Below are 19,595 nucleotides of genomic sequence, written 5' to 3' on the forward strand. Positions count from 1 at the left end.
CTTTCATGATCTTGCCCTGTTGTCGCTTTCAAATTAGATGAGATATTTTTACCAAATTTATTAGCATCGCCAAAACGAGAAAAGCCAAACTCTAAGCTCATAATAAACTCAAACAAAAACAGGAATGCCGTATTGTATAATGAAAAAAGGATCAAATGAACTGATAAGTACAGCTAACGCCTTGCTCAGCGGAAAAATGCGAGCGAAAGCGAGTAGTTTTTCCGATGAAGCAACTTGTTAAGTGCTTTACCGTGAAGCCGCACCGGCAGAAACGCATACTTAAATGGCCGATTCACCCATTCCCTCATTAACACTAGCGAGGTAATACGCTTGGCCAAGATGAATTGAGCTTTACTTCGTAGGCCTTAATACCTTGAGGAAGTGAATAAGACTTAAGAAATTCCGAGAGGGTCTCTTCGTATGCACCACAAGTATTGAACCCCTCGACCTCAATCGCATATGCGTCATTTGTCAATATATAGTAATGATGGATGCAGGGATCAGCCCTCATGCTGCCAATTTCAGCATAGGATGGAATATCATTTTCCTTCCCAATCATGGTCGACTTATAGTTTATTGGTTTCCAATTTTTTTCCGTAAAATATTCGGCAACCCAACGATTATTGTCGGCCTGATAATAGATTCTACTTATATTGCTGTCCGCTTGTTTACGAATCATGATGTCGTTAATAGATATTTTCGTAACCAGTACTCGCGGAGTAGGATCGTATCCGGGAGCTTCTTTGTTGCGTATGACGCCATCTTTAGGTCTTACCACTTGATTAGGATCAATCGTATTTGGGTCCGGGGATTTCTCCACTTCACACCCAAGAATGGAAGCCATGGCTATTAAAATTAAAAGAGGAAAGAACTTTGAAACCTGTGTGTTTTTGTGCCGCATATTTCCACCACTATTTCTGGACATTTAACGCTTAGCTAAACTGCGCACACGACAAACTATCAAAACCACTGAACTTCAGACCAAACATACCTTACGTTCCTGCGTCTGTTTCAGCGTCTTGTTAGAACATGACTAGAGTCATTGATGTTGATGAGCCCCTCTATCACGAATTAGGGACTAACGGTATGAAGACAAAAAATCGAAGCCGAAGTATTTGGTATCGCTCTACCTTGAAGCGAGTCTAGCGTCACTCTTCAATCGCCGCGCGTATTAAGGTGCGCTTGAATCGCTTCAAGGCTAGCATAGAAATACCTAATATTCGTCCTTTTCGTCGCTACAACGCAAACTCAACAAACTCTCTTCATACTTAAATAACAAAGAGTTACATACAACTCGTGAGAGCCGTCATGTTCTAACGCCCTTGTGAAGTTGCCCGCCCCTGAACAAAAACCTTGCCCCGTAAACACAAAGCCAATTCATACTGAAAATGCCGAGTATAAAGGGTCAACTTGCACAGTTTGTTATATTTTTACTGCCGTATAATTGCCGATTTGACGATAGTAAAGCCGATTAACCCTAACAGAACACCTGTCACTTTATCAATGTAATACGCTAGGCGAGTAAACTGCCCTCTTACTTTTGGTGTAGAGAGGAGAGAAATAATTGCAGCGTCCCAGATAAATACAACTAGCGTCATCCAAATACCTAAGCCAATTTTAAAAGAAAACCCTACATCATTGGTTAATACCACAGTGAAAAGACTCAAATAGAATAATAGATTTTTAGGATTTAGGATCCCAGACATAAAGCCTGTGATGAATTCCCGGATAAAAGTGGTCTGTTGAGATATTTTTGACTCTGCAATATCGATATTTCCATATGCACTTTTTCTTGCTCGTATTGCTTGTATTGCGAGGTAAATAAGAAACAAACCACCAATAACTTTAAGTGTGATCATTATAGGAACTGAAGCTGCTAAAATTGACCCAACGCCTATTAAACACAAACCTATATACACCGCATTTGCTGTAGCAATACCGAATACCACGCCTAAAGCATTTTTTCCACTATTTCGAATGGCACTTTTTACAACGATGACAAAATCAGGGCCAGGACTTAGAAGAGCTAAAAAATGAGCAATCGCTACCGTGGCGAAAATACCTAACAAATTTGCATCCACAAAAACAACCTCCTTGTTGACTCAGCAATATGCAACTATCGCATAAAAATAGGCAAATGTTGAATAAAATATAACGCCCGCTTAACTTGCTGCCAACTGCACAACACTCAAACAGGCCACCGTAATCACAATTACCAAACCGAACCAAAAATGCCACAGGTTGGCAGTCAGGTTAAAGCGATTGTTATGGCACTGAGCACCAAAGAAACGACTGTACTCTACCGAAGTACAACTTTTCTATATCAAACAGTTCAATGAAAGGGTCATTACAACCAAGCTCTCGATATAAAAACACCATTTTGCAAATTAAACATGCTGCCAGTTTTATAACTTCATCATTATGAACAGAATTTGCACTTTGCTCATAAGCGTACCTGCTTTGGGTAAACAGATCCTTATTGGTCGTAAGCACCTTGAGATCAACAGCATCAAATAGGTAACGTTGAATATTAGAAGGCAGCGCTTCGTACAAAACAACTAAGTCATGGGCATTGGATCTTTTGGGCAACGCATCTTTCTTGTTGAACTCATATGTTTCATTAAGCTTTCCATGATTACTAGTTACGATGGTATGGAAACTTTTAAGTATGATCTCAATACTCAAAGCACACATTACTGTTTGGATTCCCATCCTCTGATGGGGTGATGTGGTACTAATCAGATAGTAGTCATATGCATTTTCAACCATGTAAGGTCTAAAATCGACACTCTCTATCCCGACAATACTCGGACTAAATTTAACATCGCTCAATGAACTATCCCTCTGTGCCATAACGCTTTACTAAGTGGTGCTAACGAATGACTTAACCAAGCGTACCTAACGTCAAACCAAAAGTGGCAAACGTTACGCATCCACTTGAGTAATTTGTTATGTAGCGACACTTGACCATTAATGATCATTTCCTGCGTACACCCACATAGGTTCCGTTTTACCTGCCCGCTCAAAGCCAAGTGCCTTATAAAAATCTACGGCTTCACCGTCCGCAGTGAGCATTTGCTGATGGAAGTCTTTGTACTTACTTTGCATTAACTCCATCATTTTCCGACCAATACCCAAGCCATGAAAACTGGGATCGACAAGCATGTGCGGATAGTAAACGACTAAACAACCATCAGAGATTGCATTACCTATACCGATGAGCTTTCCATTATTACGGGCAATCACTAATGTATCTGAGTTTAATAATGCCGGTATCAGTTTCGCAGGAACCTCAGCGGACGACCAGCCGTTAGCCCTGTACAAATCAATGACTTCATCAGCTTCTATTTCTTTACTTATTTGTACCGAAACTTCCATATTTCTCCTAGCTACATAACGCTCGCTTAAGCTGTGAGCAACGAAACCTAACTTTCTGCATTGCACCGTAAACACCAAACTGATTTGAACCAAAAATGCCACGCGTTGCGAATCAGCTTGAAGCGCTTGTTAGCACGATTTTCATCTACCGTTGCTTCATGAAAGCTACAGCTAAGCCTGATGATATAAATGTTAAACCCGCTCCAACATTTAAGCCTGATACCAATTTAGGCTTACGCTTAAACCAATCGGATAATTGTGATGCAAAAACACCCATTAGACCAAAGCCAATTGCTGTAAGTACTGCAAACCAAACACCGTAACCTATCATCTGCACTGTAACCGAACCTACATCAGGGTTGACGAACTGAGGAACAAAAGCTAAGACAAACATGCCCGGTTTAGGGTTAAAGGCGGCAGATAAGAAGCCTGTTGAGAAGATTGTGTTTATTGACTGTTTTTTCGTTGGCTCTAAAGAAAATAGGCTACGGGAACGTAGTACCTTTAAGCCTAACCAGATTAAATATGCGGCGCCTACAAACTTCACAATATAGAACGCTAACTCAGATGTTTGAATTAAAATGGTAAGTCCAAAAGTTGCCGCCAATACGTGAAAAAGAATCCCGGCACCGGAAGATAAGCCTGATACGATTGCTGCCAATCTACCTTGGCTCAAACCACGCCCGACAGCCAATAAATTATCTGGCCCTGGCGATATGACAAGTAACAGACATGCCACTGTATATGGTAAAAGTACTTCCATTGGAAACATGTAACCTCCTTGTTATGTTCGACCGAGTGCTAACACTTTATAGACGGACTAATTCCGTACTTTGCCGCACGCTACCGCCTTCTATTATCATAGAATCTGCCTATGTTAGAGCATTATTGTATGAAAATCAGTTAGCTAAGTACTATTAAACTTGTTGCTCATCACAAAAGGCTGAATTATTCCGCCTAAAATCGCTTCTCAAGCCTAGACTTCACAACTGTATATAACAACAGCACTAGGGATAGCTATGAAATCACCATTTATGAGTTACATTCGTGACTTTATGCGCTCAAGGCATTATTCGGAACGGACGATCGATGCGTACTTAACCTGGATAGTGCAATACATTGTTTATCACAATAAAAAGCACCCTCGTGAACTCACGAGTAAAGATGTAGAAGCGTTTCTCTCCTACCTAGTGACGTCTCGAAACTTAGCGGCTCGTAGTCAAGCTGTTGCCCTAAATGCCTTAGTGTTTTTATACAAACACATTATCAATGCGCCAATTGACGTTAACATGCGATTCAAGAAATCACATCGATCCAAGAAACTGCCTACCGTATTAACCACAAAAGAGGTGGTCGGTGTGCTAGAAAACATCGCGCCAAGTTATTTACTGCCGACACAGCTAATGTATGGCTCTGGATTGCGTTTAATGGAGTGCTTACGGCTTCGGTATCAGGACATAGATTTTGAATATGGCGCACTGCGAGTATGGCGAGCGAAAGGAAATAAGAATCGTATCGTGACGTTGGCGAGAGAGTTGTACCCTGCTATCAAACTGCAGCAGCAAAATGTCGAACGATGTTGGCGGCAAGATACCAAGCAACACGACTACGCAGGTGTATCATTACCCAATGCGCTCGCCACTAAATATCCTAACTCAAACAAAGAACTGAATTGGCAGTTTTTGTTTCCTTCAATAAGGCTTGCCATCGATCCAGTATCAAAGGAACGTCGGCGGCATCATATTAATGAGACAAGTATTCAAAAGGCGCTCAAACAAGCGGTGTCCAAAGCGGGCATTAGCAAACCAGTGAGTTGCCATACCTTACGACACTCTTTTGCTACTCACCTGCTTGAAAGTGGTGCGGATATTCGAACGGTTCAGGAGCAGCTTGGTCATACCGATATCAAAACAACGCAAATCTATACACATGTGGTGAATCGCGGAGCGAACGGGGTAAAGAGCCCCCTTTCTCATTTGTTATAGGCAATAAAAAAGGAGAGCAAATGCTCTCCTTTATAAAAGATCTAGACTGCTAACTAATTAAAGTGCAGCTTTCGCTTTTTCAACTAGAACTGCAAATGCAGCTTTGTCGAATACAGCGATATCAGCAAGGATCTTACGATCGATCTCGATAGATGCTTTCTTAAGACCGTTGATGAAACGGCTGTAAGATAGACCATTTTGACGAGAAGCCGCGTTGATACGTGCAATCCAAAGTTGACGGAATTGACGTTTCTTGTTGCGACGGTCACGGTATGCGTATTGACCTGCTTTTGTAACAGCTTGGAAAGCTACGCGGTAAACACGTGAACGTGCTCCGTAGTAACCTTTAGCTTGTTTTAGAACTTTCTTATGACGTGCACGAGCTTGTACACCACGTTTTACGCGAGGCATTATGTCTCTCCTAAACTAAACGATTGATAAACTAAAAAGAATTAAGCGTATGGCAACATACGTAGAACTGCAGCAACTTCACATTTAGGAAGAATTGCATTCGGACGTAGTTGACGCTTGTTCTTAGTAGTACGCTTAGTCAGGATGTGACGTTTACCAGCGTGCTTAAATTTGATGCCACCAGCTGTTTTCTTGAAACGCTTAGCTGCACCTTTGTTGGATTTCATCTTTGGCATGGATGAAGAACTCCGCATTGTTGAGTTAATAAACATAGTAATCAGGGCGAATGAAACCCTGCCGCGTTCCCTCTAAACTAAGGGGCGACAAGGTTAAATTACTTGCAAGCCGCTAATTACTTCTTTTTAGGGGCTAACACCATGATCATCTGGCGGCCTTCGATTCTCGTCGGGAAAGATTCAACAACAGCAATTTCCACTGTATCCTCTTTCAAGCGATGAAGAACGTCGACACCGATCTCTTGGTGTGCCATTTCTCGGCCACGGAAGCGAATTGTTACCTTCACTTTGTTGCCGTCTTCTAGGAAACGCGTCAGGTTGCGTAGTTTTACCTGATAGTCTCCAATATCAGTTCCAGGACGGAATTTTATTTCCTTGATCTGGACCTGCTTTTGCTTTTTCTTCTGCTCTTTAGCAGATTTGCTCTTTTCAAAGAGGAACTTACCATAGTCCATCACACGACAGACTGGTGGCTCGGCGTTAGGGCTGATCTCTACGAGATCCATACCAGCTTCTAAAGCTGCATCTAGCGCTTCTTGGATCAATACGACACCAACAGGTTCACCATCTGCACCTGTTAGACGAACTTCACGTACGCCACGAATCTCACCGTTTAAACGGTGCTGGTTTTGTTTGGCCGGTTGTTGGCCACGTCTTCCGCCTTTAATAGGTTATTCCTCCAGATTGAGCTTACGGCTTGCGATTTCGGCTTGGATGTATGAGATAAAGTCATCCACTTTAAACTTGCCTAAATCGTTGCCCTTACGAGTACGTACTGCAATCTCTCCAGCTTCCATTTCTTGGTCGCCACAAACGAGCATATACGGTACACGTTTCAAAGTATGTTCGCGGATTTTAAAGCCAATCTTCTCATTTCTCAAGTCCGCTTTGGCTCTAATTCCACTTTTTTGCAGTTTTTTCGTAATTTCTTGAACATATTCAGACTGTTTGTCTGTAATTCCCATAACAATAGCTTGCTCAGGAGCTAACCATGTTGGGAAGAAGCCTGCATATTCTTCAATTAGAATGCCAATAAAACGCTCTAGTGAACCTAAAATCGCTCGGTGAATCATAACTGGCGTGTGACGCTCGTTATCTTCACCCACGTAAGTGGCACCTAGACGCTCTGGTAATGCAAAATCGAGCTGCACTGTACCACATTGCCAAGCTCGGTCCAAACAATCATGCAAAGTAAATTCAATCTTAGGCCCATAAAATGCGCCCTCGCCTTCTTGAATCTCGTATGCGATGTCCATCGACTTAAGCGCAAGCTCAAGATCAGACTCGGCACGGTCCCACATTTCGTCAGAACCCACACGTTTTTCAGGGCGTGTAGACAGTTTTACTACGATGTTTTCAAAACCAAAAGTTTGGTACGTATCGTAGACCATCTCAATACAAGATTTCACTTCATCCTGCACTTGTTGTTCAGTACAGAACACGTGAGCATCATCTTGAGTAAAGCCACGAACACGCATAATGCCGTGCAACGCGCCTGATGGCTCGTTACGGTGACAAGAACCAAATTCAGCCATACGTAGTGGCAAATCGCGGTACGATTTAAGACCTTGGTTAAAGATCTGTACGTGACCAGGACAGTTCATTGGCTTAATCGCGTATTCACGGTTCTCTGAAGACGTCGTGAACATCGCTTCTGCGTACTTATCCCAGTGACCAGAACGTTCCCAAAGCACACGGTCCATCATTAATGGGCCCTTCACTTCTTGGTAATCGTACTCTGTCAGTTTTTGACGGATAAACACTTCTAGATCACGGAAGATAGACCAACCGTTGTGGTGCCAGAAGACCATACCCGGCGCTTCTTGCTGCATATGGAAAAGATCCAAGTGCTTACCAATTTTACGGTGATCACGCTTCGCAGCTTCTTCTAAGCGCGTCATGTGTTCTTTGAGTGCTTTCTTGTCGTGGAAGGCAGTACCATAGATACGCTGAAGCATCTTGTTGTCACTGTTACCACGCCAGTATGCACCCGCTACGTTCAGCAGTTTAAAGTGCTGACAGAAGCTCATGTTTGGCACATGAGGACCACGACACATATCAATGTATTCTTCGTGGTGGTATAGGCCTGGACGGTCGTCTTTAGCAACGTTCTCATCCAAGATTTCAATCTTGTAAGGTTCACCGCGACTTTCAAACGTATCGCGAGCTTCCTGCCAACTTACCTTTTTCTTAACAACTTGATACTTGGTTTTCGCCAGCTCTTTCATGCGTTTTTCGATCTTCTCTATATCATCTTGTGTTAGAGATTCTTCTAGATCGATATCGTAATAAAAGCCATTGTCTATCGTAGGACCAATCGCCATTTTTGCTTCTGGGTACAGCTGCTTAATCGCGTGCCCCAATAAGTGAGCACATGAGTGACGAACGATTTCAAGACCGTCTGGGTCTTTCGCTGTGATGATTTCTAGGCTTGCATCGTTTTCAATAAGATCGCAGGCATCGACACGCTCACCATCTACACGACCAGCGATGGTTGCTTTCGCAAGACCAGGACCGATAGAAAGGGCAACATCGAGAGTAGAAACAGGGTTATCAAATTGACGCTGACTGCCGTCAGGAAGAGTAATTACAGGCATGTAGTATCCTATTACAGTGGTCTTGCACACCAAGCAAGACTTGCATTAATGGTTAACAGTATTACTCAAGGTAAAAAGTTACTCGAGGTAAAACTGCCACGATTTGGTAAAAGCTTTGGGTTATTAAATGCAAATACAGATGCACTCTCTAACGCAATGCGACATTGTAACTAATGAGCCTTAAATGACAATCGAATTTTGTGACACATCGCACTTTCATCCTAATCACGTTGAATGTAGCGCCACCATCAACTTCTGACCGTTTGTTTATACCAGTATCGCTGATACAGCAGATATCAACTTCGTTAATTTCTATATAGCGGTTAGGTGAACAGAGTTGATTTAGGCGCACAATTTCCTACTATTAAATTATCACGTTTGGAACTATCACGACGTTTAGATATCTTGTTTCTAGGATAGATTTACGCACTGTAATTCAACGATTCATAAGCAGAAAGGTGGCTAGTATGGACACACTCGATTATTACGTCAGACTCAACAAAAACGGTCATGCCAACGTCTATCGCGATGGCCATCTTCTCCTTGGAAGTGAAGTCATTGAAATCGACCATTTGCATCAGGTCGACAACAACCTAAGCTCAGAAGCGACGGCCATTATTCAACTCGCAAATGGCAATAGAATGACTGACGTAAAGGTCCATGAGGAATAACAGGATCTCTGGTAGCTGAATATTTCTTTGTTCGAAACAGAGCTATTTTACAGTAGAAGTAGAAGTAGAAGTAGAAGTAGAAGAGTATGACGCATACAAAAGAAGGAAGCCTAGGCTTCCTTCTTGTCTTTTTTACCAAAAAAACTCACACCCGACTAGGGTATAGGCCTCGATGGTGCTTATAGGTCGATAACGTCAAATTCAACGAGTGGAGAGATATCCGCTTCGTAGTCAACACCTTCAATACCAAAGCCAAATAACTTCAGGAACTCTTCTTTGTACTCAACGTAATCCGTGAGTTCTTTTAGGTTCTCTGTTGTAATCTGTGGCCATAGGTTTGCACAGTGTTGTTGAATATCGTCACGCAATTCCCAGTCATCAAGACGAAGACGGTTTTTGTCATCGACTTCTGCCGCACTGCCATCTTCTTTATAAAGACGTTGTGAGAACATGCGGTGGATTTGCTCCATACAACCTTCATGAACGCCAGCTTCACGCATCTTCTTGAATACCATCGCGATGTACAGTGGCATAACAGGAATCGCTGAGCTTGCTTGTGTGACAACGGATTTAAGTACCGCTACGTTTGCACTGCCACCCGTTTCCGCAAGTTTAGCGTTAAGCTCAGAAGCCGCTCGGTCTAAGTCCATCTTAGCTTTGCCAAGTGCGCCTTCCCAGTAGATTGGCCATGTCAATTCAGTACCAATGTATGAGTAAGCCACGGTTTTACAACCGTCAGCAAGAACGCCTGCATCAGAAAGTGCGTTAACCCACAGTTCCCAATCTTCGCCGCCCATCACGGTTACCGTGTCGGCGATTTCTTCTTCTGTCGCAGGCTCAATGCTTGCTTCGATAATAGTATCAGAGTTGGTATCAACCGCCGTTGACGTGTACGTTTCGCCAATTGGTTTTAGCGATGAACGAATCACTTCACCTGTGTCTGGTAATTTACGTACTGGAGACGCCAGTGAGTAAACCACCATATCGATCTGACCAAGGTCTTCTTTGATCAAATCAATGACTTTCTGTTTAGCTTCATGAGAGAAGGCATCGCCGTTAATGCTTTTCGCATACAAGCCTTCTTCTTTTGCTAATTTTTCAAATGCTGCCGAGTTGTAATAACCCGCCGTACCAGGCTTGCGCTCTGTCGCTGGTTTCTCGAAAAATACGCCGATTGTTGACGCACTACCACCAAATGCCGCAGCGATACGAGAAGAAAGGCCATAACCACTTGAAGAACCCACAACCAATACACGCTTAGGTGCATTCGCAATTGGGCCTTGTGCTTTGGTATAAGCAATTTGTTCTTTTACGTTAGCTTCACAACCTACTGGGTGAGTAGTAGTACAGATAAATCCACGAATTCGGGGTTTGATGATCATATTAAGTTCCTCAAAAAATCCCTTGTAGGATAAAAGGTTCAAAGGCAAACCGCATCTTTTTTCTGTTAAATCTGTTTAATTTGCTAAGTGGTTGGAGCACTTTAGCGTAAAACATGACCCTGCTTCCAACCAAAAGAAGAGCGCTAAAGCGCCCTTCTTGATTTTAATTCCCACATGTTTGTGGGAGCCTTAAGAGGATAGAAACACACTATCAGCTCATTGCTATGCCACGCTGTTTAGCTTGGGTTTAGCAACGCTGTGGGTGCGCACCTCACTCAAGTCATGACTAAAGTGGTCCACCTGAATCGCTTTGTAGCGCAGTGCATCGGCCGCTTTAATCTTATCCACTTCGTCTTGCGTTAATACATCCGCCGCTAAGGCTTGTGTTAGACGCTCTTCAAGCAGCCCTTTCTTCGCCACTTTTCCTTCCTTAACGCCTTTGAACAATTTCTTTTCTAAGTCTTGGATGTCATACATAGCAATAAAGGCATTTTCCATCAGTCCGATTTTGTCATCGTCTTTAGGACCGATATAACAGAGCTGAGTTAAACGGTCACGATGCGCGCCCGGTACCATCATGGATTTCGCAATCTTCATCCCAATCTCATCCGACGGTTTCTCGAAATGATTGCCAATTGGGAATAACAAGGCTTTCAATGTGCGTCCTGCCCAGCGCGCAGGGAAGTTACGGTATGCCTCATTCAAAGACGTTGCCGCGTGGTGCATACAATGCTGAACCGCGTAATGAACATAATCCAAGTCTGCCGCTTGACGCCCATCATCCTCGTATTTTTTCAATGCTGCAGAGGCCATAAACAAGTATGCCAGTCCATCACCTAAGCGCGCAGAAATCGTTTCTTTGCGTTTCAGGTCACCGCCCAACGTTAACATGGCAAAATCAGCGCTGACTGCTAATGCTTTACTCAGACGGGTTAGGTCTTTGTAGTAACGTTTCGTTGGACCACTCATATAAGCGCCAACAAACGCGGAACCGGTTAACGCGGCACCAAACGCACCAAATGTATTCTTAGTCGCGTGGCCAATATGTTTGAACAATAACTTATCAAAGTCTTCTGCCGCTTGTGTCTGATCCGGATTGGCCGCTGCTTCCATCTCTTGCAGAACATAAGGATGACAACGCGTCGCTCCCTGACCAAATATCATAAGGTTACGGGTTAGAATATTGGCCCCTTCTACGGTGATCGCAACCGGGATCCCGAGGTAGCTTGATGACAGGTAGTTCATAGGCCCGTCTTGAATCGCTCGACCGGCGTGAATATCCATCGAATCATTCAAAATTGTTCGCGCCATTTCCGTCATATGATACTTAGCAATGGCGGTGACAATCCCCGGTTTTTCACCCATATCAAGAGACGTGGTTGTCATGGTTCGTGTGGCTTCGAGCAGATAGGTCATCCCGCCAATGCGGCCCATGGCTTCCGCAACCCCCTCAAACTTACCAATCGACATGCCGAACTGCTTACGAACATACGCATAAGCGCCAGTCGTACGAGTAGTAAGGTGACCAATTGCGGTGCCAAGTGCAGGTAATGAAATCCCGCGACCCGCTGATAGACATTCCACCAGCATGCGCCAACCGCGCCCTGCATAGTCTGCGCCACCAATCAGCCAATCCATAGGAATGAATACATCGTTGCCGCGAGTCGGGCCGTTCATGAAGGCTAGGTGTATTGGATCGTGACGCTCACCAATCTCAACGCCTTTGTGGTCAGCTGGAATTAAGGCACAGGTAATACCCAAGTCCTCTTTTTCACCCATAAGCTGATCGGGATCGTGCAGTTTGAATGCTAGGCCAAGTACCGTCGCCACAGGGGCAAGTGTAATATAACGCTTGTTCCAATTTAGGCGAATACCAAGCACTTCTTTGCCTTCATGCTCGCCATAACAAACCACGCCTTTATCAGGAATACCACCAGCGTCAGAGCCCGCTTCCGGACCAGTTAAAGCAAAACAAGGGATGTCAGTACCATCAGCTAAACGAGGTAACCAGTAATCTTTTTGTTCTTGTGTACCGTAGTGAGACAGTAGCTCCCCCGGACCGAGAGAGTTTGGCACCATGACCGATACCGCGGCACTGATACTGCGCGTCGCTATCTTGGTCACAATGGTGGAGTTAGCAAGTGAAGAAAATTCACGGCCGCCGTACTCTTTTGAGATGATCAAAGAGAAAAAGCGCTCGTTTCGCAAGTAGTCCCAAACCTCTTTAGGGAGATCTCGGTCTTGGGTCACGATAGTGTAGTCATCCAGCATTTCCAACAAGGTTTCAAGCTCGTTATCCATGAAGGACTGCTCTTCTGCCGTAAGCGTTGGTTTTGGATACTGGTGCAATGTCTTAAAGTTTGGGGTACCAGAGAACAGCTCCCCATCCCACCAGACGCTACCCGCTTCCATAGCTTCACGCTCTGTCGCTGACAACGGTGGTAAAACTTTCTTAAACATTTTAAACGCAGGGTCACTAACCCATTTTCTTCTTAGAGAGCTCATGTTACCTATCCTTTTGTTCACAATACGTTTTTGTTATTTTTAGTCGTTATAAATTTCTAGTCGTTGTATAGAGTAAAACTGTTTTCGCTTAACTTAACCGAGGTTAATCTGCAGCCACCCCCGCGGAAAGATAAGGAATAATTTGGTCAATAATCACCTCGGCATCGACATCTCGCTTAAACGAGCTATAGGCAATTTCTGATAGTGCTTGGCTAGAAGCCATGGTGAAAACACAAGTTCCTAATGTGAAGTGCAAGCGCCAAAATAGCGTTTCCGGCGTAAGGTTTGTGTTGGCCTTGAGAACCGCTTGCGTAAACATGGCTAACGTTTCTGTGTATCGCGTTGTAATGAACCAGCGTAAGTGTCCTTGTACGTCGGTATAGCCTCGACCGACCAAAAGCATGAACCGACTCGCACCGTTAGGCTTCACTTGATTCAAACTTAACAACGGCTTTTTAAGTGCTTTGAAAACATCTTCCATCGAATGAGACTCTCGATCGTTAAGTTCATACAAGGCACTTTCAACCGCGGGCATAAACGCTTCCAAGTAACGGTTCAATACCGCTCTCACCAACGTTTTTTTGTCGCCAAAGTGGTAATTGACCGAGGCAAGATTCACATTCGCTTTACTCGTAATGGTGCGCAAAGACGTATCATTGAAGCCTTGCTCAGCAAACAAGACCTCCGCAACATCTAAGATTTTGTCCTTTGTGGTTATCTTTGCCATTTCAATCATCCGTATAAAACATACGTTTGAATATAACCCCGCAACAGCAACATAACAAGTGATTAACATCAAATATTTGAATACTGGTTAGACCAGAGAAGAGAAACACTCAATAACATTAGGAATTTACCGATAGAAATTTATTTGGATTTTTTACGAACTGAAGGGAACTAACGCCGGAAAGGTGGGTCTATTTAAAGGTAGTCAGTAATGAAGCGACAAGATACCACCTCCACTGATTTTTCATTGTTGGCTACAACGCTGCTTTTTTCTTATAAACTCCTATTTGTATGTGCCCAAACCACCATTGGTTTGGGCTTTTTTTTACCCCAAAAATCGGTTTAATCTAGCGTTACCAAAGCGATTTTGCATCTGAAAACAAAGATTTAAACCACAGTACAACCGTATCGATAATACGAGTAAAGATAGAACCCTGCTCAACACTCGATTTTGCGACTAAAGGTTCCGATATGATCTCATCGTTGCCAATTCGCCACGTTACGTTACCAACAATGTCCCCTTGTTTAACAGGCGCAATTAGCGGGGCGTAAATCTCGACGTCTTTTGATAGCTGTTTTCCTTTGCCACGAAGATAGGTGGCATAGACATCTTGTTCAAAACCTACCGAGATTTGTTTTCCTTCCCCCTTCCAGACTCGTAACGATTTCTCATCTTTATCGGCGAGGGCGAGCTGCTCTGTTTCATAGAACCTAAAACCGTAATTAAGCAGCTGTCTCGATGCCTCTACACGGGTCTGTGTACTTGGTGTGCCCATCACTACCGAGATTAATCGCATTTGCCCTTGTGTTGCTGAACTCACTAAGCTGTAACCCGCTTCCGAGGTGTAGCCCGTTTTTCCGCCATCCACGTTGAGAGAATTATCCCACAACAATCGATTACGATTGTATTGCTTAATGTCCGCCCAGGTAAAACGTTTCTCGGCATAAAGATCGTATACTTCAGGAACATCTTCGATGATGCGCCTCATTAGAACGGCCATGTTCTGTGGGGTGGTATGAATACCGTCGCCATCTAAACCATGTGCATTAATAAACTCGGTTTTGTCCATACCCAACGAGATGGCCCATTGATTCATCAACGCGACAAATCCACTTTCTGTTCCCGCAATGTGTTCTGCCAGTGCTACCGCCGAGTCGTTACCCGACTGTATGATGAGTCCACGCATCAAATCAGCAACCGTGACACTGTCACCTGGCTTGATGAACATTTTTGATGAATCTGGAAACTTCACAGACCACGCATTCTCACTAACCGCTACTGGACTATCCCAACTTGTGCGACCTGATTCAATTTCTTTACCAACCACATATGCGGTCATCAGTTTTGTTAGGCTTGCTGGTGCCAAGGCCTCATCTTGATTTCCTGATACCAAGATGCTGCCTGATTGATAATCCATCAACACGTAGCCTTTGGCATTTAATGTTGGTGGATTAGGTGTCACCAACGCATAAGCGTAAGCAGACGAACACAAAGTCATAGATGCTAACAGCAGTGACCATGATTTATTCATCCCACTGGCTCCTTAATTTACAAACGCAACCGTTCACTTTCGATAGAGGAAAGACATCGTTATGTCATCGGATCAATTCATCGAATCGTGAACGGAGCTAAAAAAGTGATTCCCCTACTCTCAAACTAGATGAAAGTCAGTGAATTCGCTTGGATTTTTTGTAAGATTTAATACATGGCTAGCTTAAGATAATGACGCCAATGGGAAGCGATGAGAGATAACGTAGGTAACGAATCACAGGAGAGTACGAGAAGGACAACATGAAGGGTGAGGCGATGGCTGTTAATGATAATCCATAAAGTAGTTACTGATAATCCATAAAGTAGGTCGCGGAGCCAACGTAGGTCTTCGCTTGATACATCGCGCGGTCAGCAATGGCGATGGCATCAGAGGAATCCCATTGAGATGCTTTACATAAGGTCACACCAATACTCATGTTGACGTTAAGGTCCTCACAGCCTTGGATCTTAAATGGATGCGAAAAGACTTGTAACAAATGTTCAGAGATACTTTCAGCATGGGGGCGATTTTTTATACCCCGCATCACCACAAGAAACTCATCCCCTCCTAATCTCGCAATAATATCTGACTGCCGTGTAAAGTCATGGATCCGCTGAGCAAGTTCGACCAAAATTTGGTCACCAATCGCATGACCATGCTTATCGTTGATGATCTTAAAGTTATCAACATCTAGATACAAGAACGCCACCGACTGACCGTAGTTTTGGTTATCAACCGTCATTTGCTGAAGCCTGCTCTCCAACAATCGTCGGTTGGGTAAATTGGTTAACGGATCTAGATTTTGCGCTTCAATCACTTTTATTTCGCGCGCTTTTCGCTCTGAAATATCTCGAACAATCGCCAATAAGTAGTCAACATTATTATATTCAACTAGATTGACACTCGCCTCCACGGGTATTTCAGAGCCATCTTTTCTTCTGTGTGTTGCTTCAATAAATTGGTTTTTTGCAAGTTTCATTTTCACAACATGCTCTTCCCATGAAGCACTGGCATCAAACAAAGGGTTGATATCAGGAACCGTCAACCGCAGTAACTCAAGCTTACTGTAACCCAGCCGTTTGTAGGCTAATTCATTGCAGTTTAGAATTTGCCCCGTCAAAGGATCGACGACATAAATAGCGTCATTGGATTTGAGTACGAGTTGTTCAAGCAACACCTCTCCGGCTTGCGACTGGCGCTCACGGGATAGGTCGCGGATTTGAGCGACAAATTGAGTGGTCACGCCGTGAGTATCTTGGTGGGCCACGATACATAAGATCGCATAGATTGTATGGCCATCTTTATGAATGTAGCGCTTAGATACTTCTATTGGCTTGGCCGGATCTTGTTCGAGCTCAATGCGAATCTTGGTGTTTAAGGCGATGTCTGACTGATGCGTAATCACGATTTCTGGGCGTGATATTTCCTCAAGTGTATACCCTAACAAGTTGAGTAGGGCGCTATTGACGTACTCTAGCTTACCATCACGATCGCTGACAATCGTTGGTATTGGAGTCACGTCAAACAGTTTGAAAATTGCATTATCTAGACTCAGAAACCTGTCCTCCGTTGAGTTGTCACCATGCTAAATCACTCAGCTGTCCCCTGCTAACAACATGGGCCTATATTCCGATTCATTTCCGGTAAAAAGAGCGAGTTTCGCTCCGCAACCATTCTATTGAAGCTTGAAATGAATCAAAATCGAACCTACTCAACATCGTTATTTACAAGATACTCAAAATTGAGACAGATCAAACTAATGTTTGATTACTCATTTTGTGGCATGTCGCATTTATCCGATACGTAATAGCATCGCCGCTTTCTTTTTTCATTTTTCGGCAAATGCTATCGGTGGCACTTCTTATGAGTATCCAACCCCAAACCACGAAGCCTAATTTAAAGATGGCAACACTGGATTTGATCCACCAGGTTAAATCCACCCTCCCTCTTTATGACGAGTCAACATTTAAATGTGGCCCAGACAGCACGTGTATTGGGTGTCCTAAAAAACTTCTCGAACTCGTAGAAACCGAAGTCAGTTACTGGGAACATTCGTTGGCACGTGGTGTTACGCCAAACTTTGAAGAGTTACGTCGGTTTGGGAAGTTATGCCATAGCGTCCGTAGAGGACTCATTCGCAACGGATTGACTCTTCTTGAGTCGTGAAATTATTTTTTTCTTTATTCGGTCTGATATCTCATCCCGTAACACACGTAGTAAGTAATTCGACAAAGGAAAACGTAGATGAAAGGACATGAGTGCATGAAGAACCGAATCCAAATACTTCAGTGTCGTACCGGACAACTGATTGGCTCGCTGTCTCTCAGTTTTTATCAAATTGAGATGCTCATCGATGAGCTCACTTCTGCTCACGTCAACGCGGAGGGTGATGAGGTTCGTCTCAATATTTACGAACAAGGGCACCTGACTCGCTCAATCAAAACCATCAAAACTGACCACATCAACCAACTCCTCATGTCAGCTTGATTCGGTCGGTGTCGAGGAGCAACGCGACGCTTGCAGCTTAAATTTCGTTCTCGCGAGATGGCAGTGAACCATGAATTTACACATCAGTGATAAATTGAGTGCGTCGATTAATCCTGTTTAGACGTAACGCTTTGCTTTTCATCATCTCTGCCTTTTTCGTCAATGCGCTGCCACTCTCCTGCGCGTGTCATCCTCCTCTTTACCTTAGCGGATATCTCTGTACTGGCCTGCACCGCCCTACTCTCTGCCCCATTCGAGTCTAAGCATGATGAACGCTTGCCCTGCGCAACGTAATACCAAGGCTTTTCAACAATAAATAATCGAAATCATTGAAATTTATTCGAATTTTATCCGGTCGAATGTCGTAGGTGTGATATTTGACTAAATTTTTTGCCCTGATTGGGCTCAATGCACTCTGACTATTGATTCTCACACGCTAAGCTTTACTATCTTTTATTAACAACTCGGCATGGTTTGCCACACTATTCACAATGGATGACAAAATGAATAAAAAAATATTCAGCACGCTCGCGCTTACTTCATTAGCCTGTGCTTTTCCGTTTCAGCTTTATGCCCAAGATTCACACGCTCAAAGTGAAGCCTGGAACGCAGTCGTAAAGGAAGCTGAGGGGCAAACTGTATATTTTCACGCTTGGGGCGGCAGTCAAGAAATAAACCGCTACTTGCAATGGGCAGGAAAAGAAATAAAACAAAAATATGGTGTCACATTCAATCACGTCAAGGTCACGGATATTGCTGAAACCAGTGCTCGTTTGCTAGCAGAAAAAGCAGCAGGTAAGAATGAAAACGGCAGTGTCGACATGGTGTGGATCAACGGTGAAAACTTCAAGTCAATGAAGGAAAACCAATTACTGAATGGGCCCTTCACTCATTCGTTACCAAGCTGGCAGTATGTTGACAAGTCTTTGCCTATCGACGTTGATTTTTCGGTACCAACAGACGGCTACGAGGCACCATGGGGGGTTGGTCAACTTGTGTTCATTCACGATACCAAGACGCTTAGAAACCCTCCGGCCTCTTATGCGGAAATGTTAAGCTATGCGCAAGCTTACCCAGGAAGACTGAGTTATCCCAAACCTCCAGAGTTTCACGGCACTAGCTTCTTAAAATCACTGCTTATCGAGCTTACTGACGATGATCCATCTCTGTCAAAACCAGTAGCTGAAGCTGACTTTGCCGGTGTCACTCAGCCTCTGTGGACCTACCTTGATGCCTTTCACAAAGTCGCATGGCGTGGCGGTAAGCAATTCCCTGCAGGCACGGCTGAATCTATTCAATTACTCGATGACGGGCAGCTCGACCTCGCCATTACGTTCAATCCAAATGCGGTATTTTCTGCCCAAGAAAATGGCAACCTCAGCACTTCAACCGCCGCTTATGCCTTGGACAGTGGTGCGTTATCTAACATCCACTTTCTCGCAATACCATGGAATGCTAATGCAAAGGCAGGTGCACTCGTCGCCATTGATTTTCTGTTAAGTCCAGAAGCTCAATCTCGCAAAGGAGACATTAAGGTGTGGGGAGACCCATCCGTACTGGAAAAACAATACTTAACCGGATCGGCCGCTAAGAGCCAATCATTTAAGTCGGTTGCAGAGCCCCACCCGAGTTGGCAGGCGGCTATCGAGCAAGAATGGCTGAAACGATATGGTAGCTAATTAATC

At 43.9% G+C, this 19,595-nt stretch carries 19 protein-coding genes; 5 read left to right on the forward strand and 14 right to left on the reverse strand.

Annotated features, from left to right (window positions below; genetic code table 11):
* Window positions 1-313: 313 nt before the first annotated feature.
* The 5 genes from AB4405_RS23830 to AB4405_RS23850 form a co-directional block, all read right to left on the reverse strand.
* Window positions 314-901, reverse strand: a complete 588-nt coding sequence (locus tag AB4405_RS23830) for a hypothetical protein (RefSeq protein WP_372063059.1) — start codon at window positions 899-901, stop codon at window positions 314-316.
* Between the two features lie 529 nt (window positions 902-1,430).
* Window positions 1,431-2,081 (reverse strand): LysE family transporter, encoded by a 651-nt coding sequence (locus tag AB4405_RS23835; RefSeq protein ID WP_372063060.1) that lies wholly within the window; start codon window positions 2,079-2,081, stop codon window positions 1,431-1,433.
* Between the two features lie 184 nt (window positions 2,082-2,265).
* Complete coding sequence (locus AB4405_RS23840) at window positions 2,266-2,832, reverse strand: hypothetical protein (RefSeq protein WP_372063061.1); 567 nt, start codon at window positions 2,830-2,832, stop codon at window positions 2,266-2,268.
* A 138-nt stretch (window positions 2,833-2,970) separates the two neighbouring features.
* Window positions 2,971-3,378 (reverse strand): GNAT family N-acetyltransferase, encoded by a 408-nt coding sequence (locus AB4405_RS23845; RefSeq protein WP_372063062.1) that lies wholly within the window; start codon window positions 3,376-3,378, stop codon window positions 2,971-2,973.
* Window positions 3,379-3,523: 145 nt separating this feature from the next.
* Window positions 3,524-4,150 (reverse strand): LysE family translocator, encoded by a 627-nt coding sequence (locus AB4405_RS23850; protein WP_372063063.1) that lies wholly within the window; start codon window positions 4,148-4,150, stop codon window positions 3,524-3,526.
* Between the two features lie 247 nt (window positions 4,151-4,397).
* Between AB4405_RS23850 and AB4405_RS23855 the strand changes: the two genes are divergently transcribed.
* A complete protein-coding gene (locus AB4405_RS23855; protein ID WP_372063064.1) occupies window positions 4,398-5,363 on the forward strand; it encodes an integron integrase in 966 nt (321 codons plus the stop codon).
* 57 nt (window positions 5,364-5,420) lie between these two features.
* Here AB4405_RS23855 and rplT read toward each other — a convergent pair whose 3' ends face one another.
* The 4 genes from rplT to thrS all read right to left on the reverse strand — a co-directional run bounded on the left by rplT (window position 5,421) and on the right by thrS (window position 8,607).
* Complete coding sequence (gene rplT, locus AB4405_RS23860) at window positions 5,421-5,774, reverse strand: 50S ribosomal protein L20 (RefSeq protein ID WP_004401084.1); 354 nt, start codon at window positions 5,772-5,774, stop codon at window positions 5,421-5,423.
* Between the two features lie 41 nt (window positions 5,775-5,815).
* Window positions 5,816-6,010, reverse strand: coding sequence for a 50S ribosomal protein L35 (rpmI, locus tag AB4405_RS23865; RefSeq protein WP_250618111.1), 195 nt, complete (start codon window positions 6,008-6,010; stop codon window positions 5,816-5,818).
* Between the two features lie 116 nt (window positions 6,011-6,126).
* Window positions 6,127-6,678: a translation initiation factor IF-3 gene (gene infC, locus AB4405_RS23870; RefSeq protein WP_102471584.1), complete on the reverse strand. Its 552-nt coding sequence runs from the start codon at window positions 6,676-6,678 to the stop codon at window positions 6,127-6,129.
* Window positions 6,679-6,681: 3 nt separating this feature from the next.
* On the reverse strand, window positions 6,682-8,607 hold the full coding sequence (thrS, locus tag AB4405_RS23875) for a threonine--tRNA ligase (RefSeq protein WP_102471583.1): 1,926 nt from the start codon (window positions 8,605-8,607) through the stop codon (window positions 6,682-6,684).
* Between the two features lie 467 nt (window positions 8,608-9,074).
* On the opposite strand from thrS, the gene AB4405_RS23880 reads away from it, so the two are divergent.
* Window positions 9,075-9,278 (forward strand): hypothetical protein, encoded by a 204-nt coding sequence (locus AB4405_RS23880; protein WP_102471582.1) that lies wholly within the window; start codon window positions 9,075-9,077, stop codon window positions 9,276-9,278.
* Between the two features lie 179 nt (window positions 9,279-9,457).
* Here the strand turns inward: AB4405_RS23880 and fabV are convergent, their stop codons facing one another.
* The 5 genes from fabV to AB4405_RS23905 form a co-directional block, all read right to left on the reverse strand.
* Entirely contained in the window at window positions 9,458-10,660 is a 1,203-nt protein-coding gene (gene fabV / locus AB4405_RS23885; protein WP_102471581.1) for an enoyl-ACP reductase FabV, read from the reverse strand.
* A gap of 222 nt (window positions 10,661-10,882) precedes the next feature.
* On the reverse strand, window positions 10,883-13,165 hold the full coding sequence (locus AB4405_RS23890) for an acyl-CoA dehydrogenase (protein ID WP_102471580.1): 2,283 nt from the start codon (window positions 13,163-13,165) through the stop codon (window positions 10,883-10,885).
* Between the two features lie 103 nt (window positions 13,166-13,268).
* Window positions 13,269-13,901, reverse strand: a complete 633-nt coding sequence (locus AB4405_RS23895; RefSeq protein ID WP_102471579.1) for a TetR/AcrR family transcriptional regulator — start codon at window positions 13,899-13,901, stop codon at window positions 13,269-13,271.
* Between the two features lie 343 nt (window positions 13,902-14,244).
* Window positions 14,245-15,423 (reverse strand): D-alanyl-D-alanine carboxypeptidase family protein, encoded by a 1,179-nt coding sequence (locus tag AB4405_RS23900; RefSeq protein ID WP_102471578.1) that lies wholly within the window; start codon window positions 15,421-15,423, stop codon window positions 14,245-14,247.
* Window positions 15,424-15,727: 304 nt separating this feature from the next.
* Window positions 15,728-16,942, reverse strand: coding sequence for a diguanylate cyclase domain-containing protein (locus tag AB4405_RS23905; protein ID WP_372063065.1), 1,215 nt, complete (start codon window positions 16,940-16,942; stop codon window positions 15,728-15,730).
* A gap of 344 nt (window positions 16,943-17,286) precedes the next feature.
* On the opposite strand from AB4405_RS23905, the gene AB4405_RS23910 reads away from it, so the two are divergent.
* From AB4405_RS23910 to AB4405_RS23920, 3 genes are all read left to right on the forward strand, one after another.
* On the forward strand, window positions 17,287-17,589 hold the full coding sequence (locus tag AB4405_RS23910) for a hypothetical protein (RefSeq protein ID WP_241903103.1): 303 nt from the start codon (window positions 17,287-17,289) through the stop codon (window positions 17,587-17,589).
* A gap of 78 nt (window positions 17,590-17,667) precedes the next feature.
* Complete coding sequence (locus tag AB4405_RS23915; RefSeq protein ID WP_372063066.1) at window positions 17,668-17,910, forward strand: hypothetical protein; 243 nt, start codon at window positions 17,668-17,670, stop codon at window positions 17,908-17,910.
* A gap of 503 nt (window positions 17,911-18,413) precedes the next feature.
* The gene (locus AB4405_RS23920; protein WP_372063067.1) at window positions 18,414-19,589 is read left to right on the forward strand and encodes an ABC transporter substrate-binding protein; all 1,176 of its coding nucleotides are present in this window, start codon (window positions 18,414-18,416) and stop codon (window positions 19,587-19,589) included.
* Window positions 19,590-19,595 lie beyond the last annotated feature (6 nt).

This window comes from Vibrio sp. 10N.261.51.F12, from assembly GCF_041471725.1.
GTDB lineage: Bacteria > Pseudomonadota > Gammaproteobacteria > Enterobacterales > Vibrionaceae > Vibrio.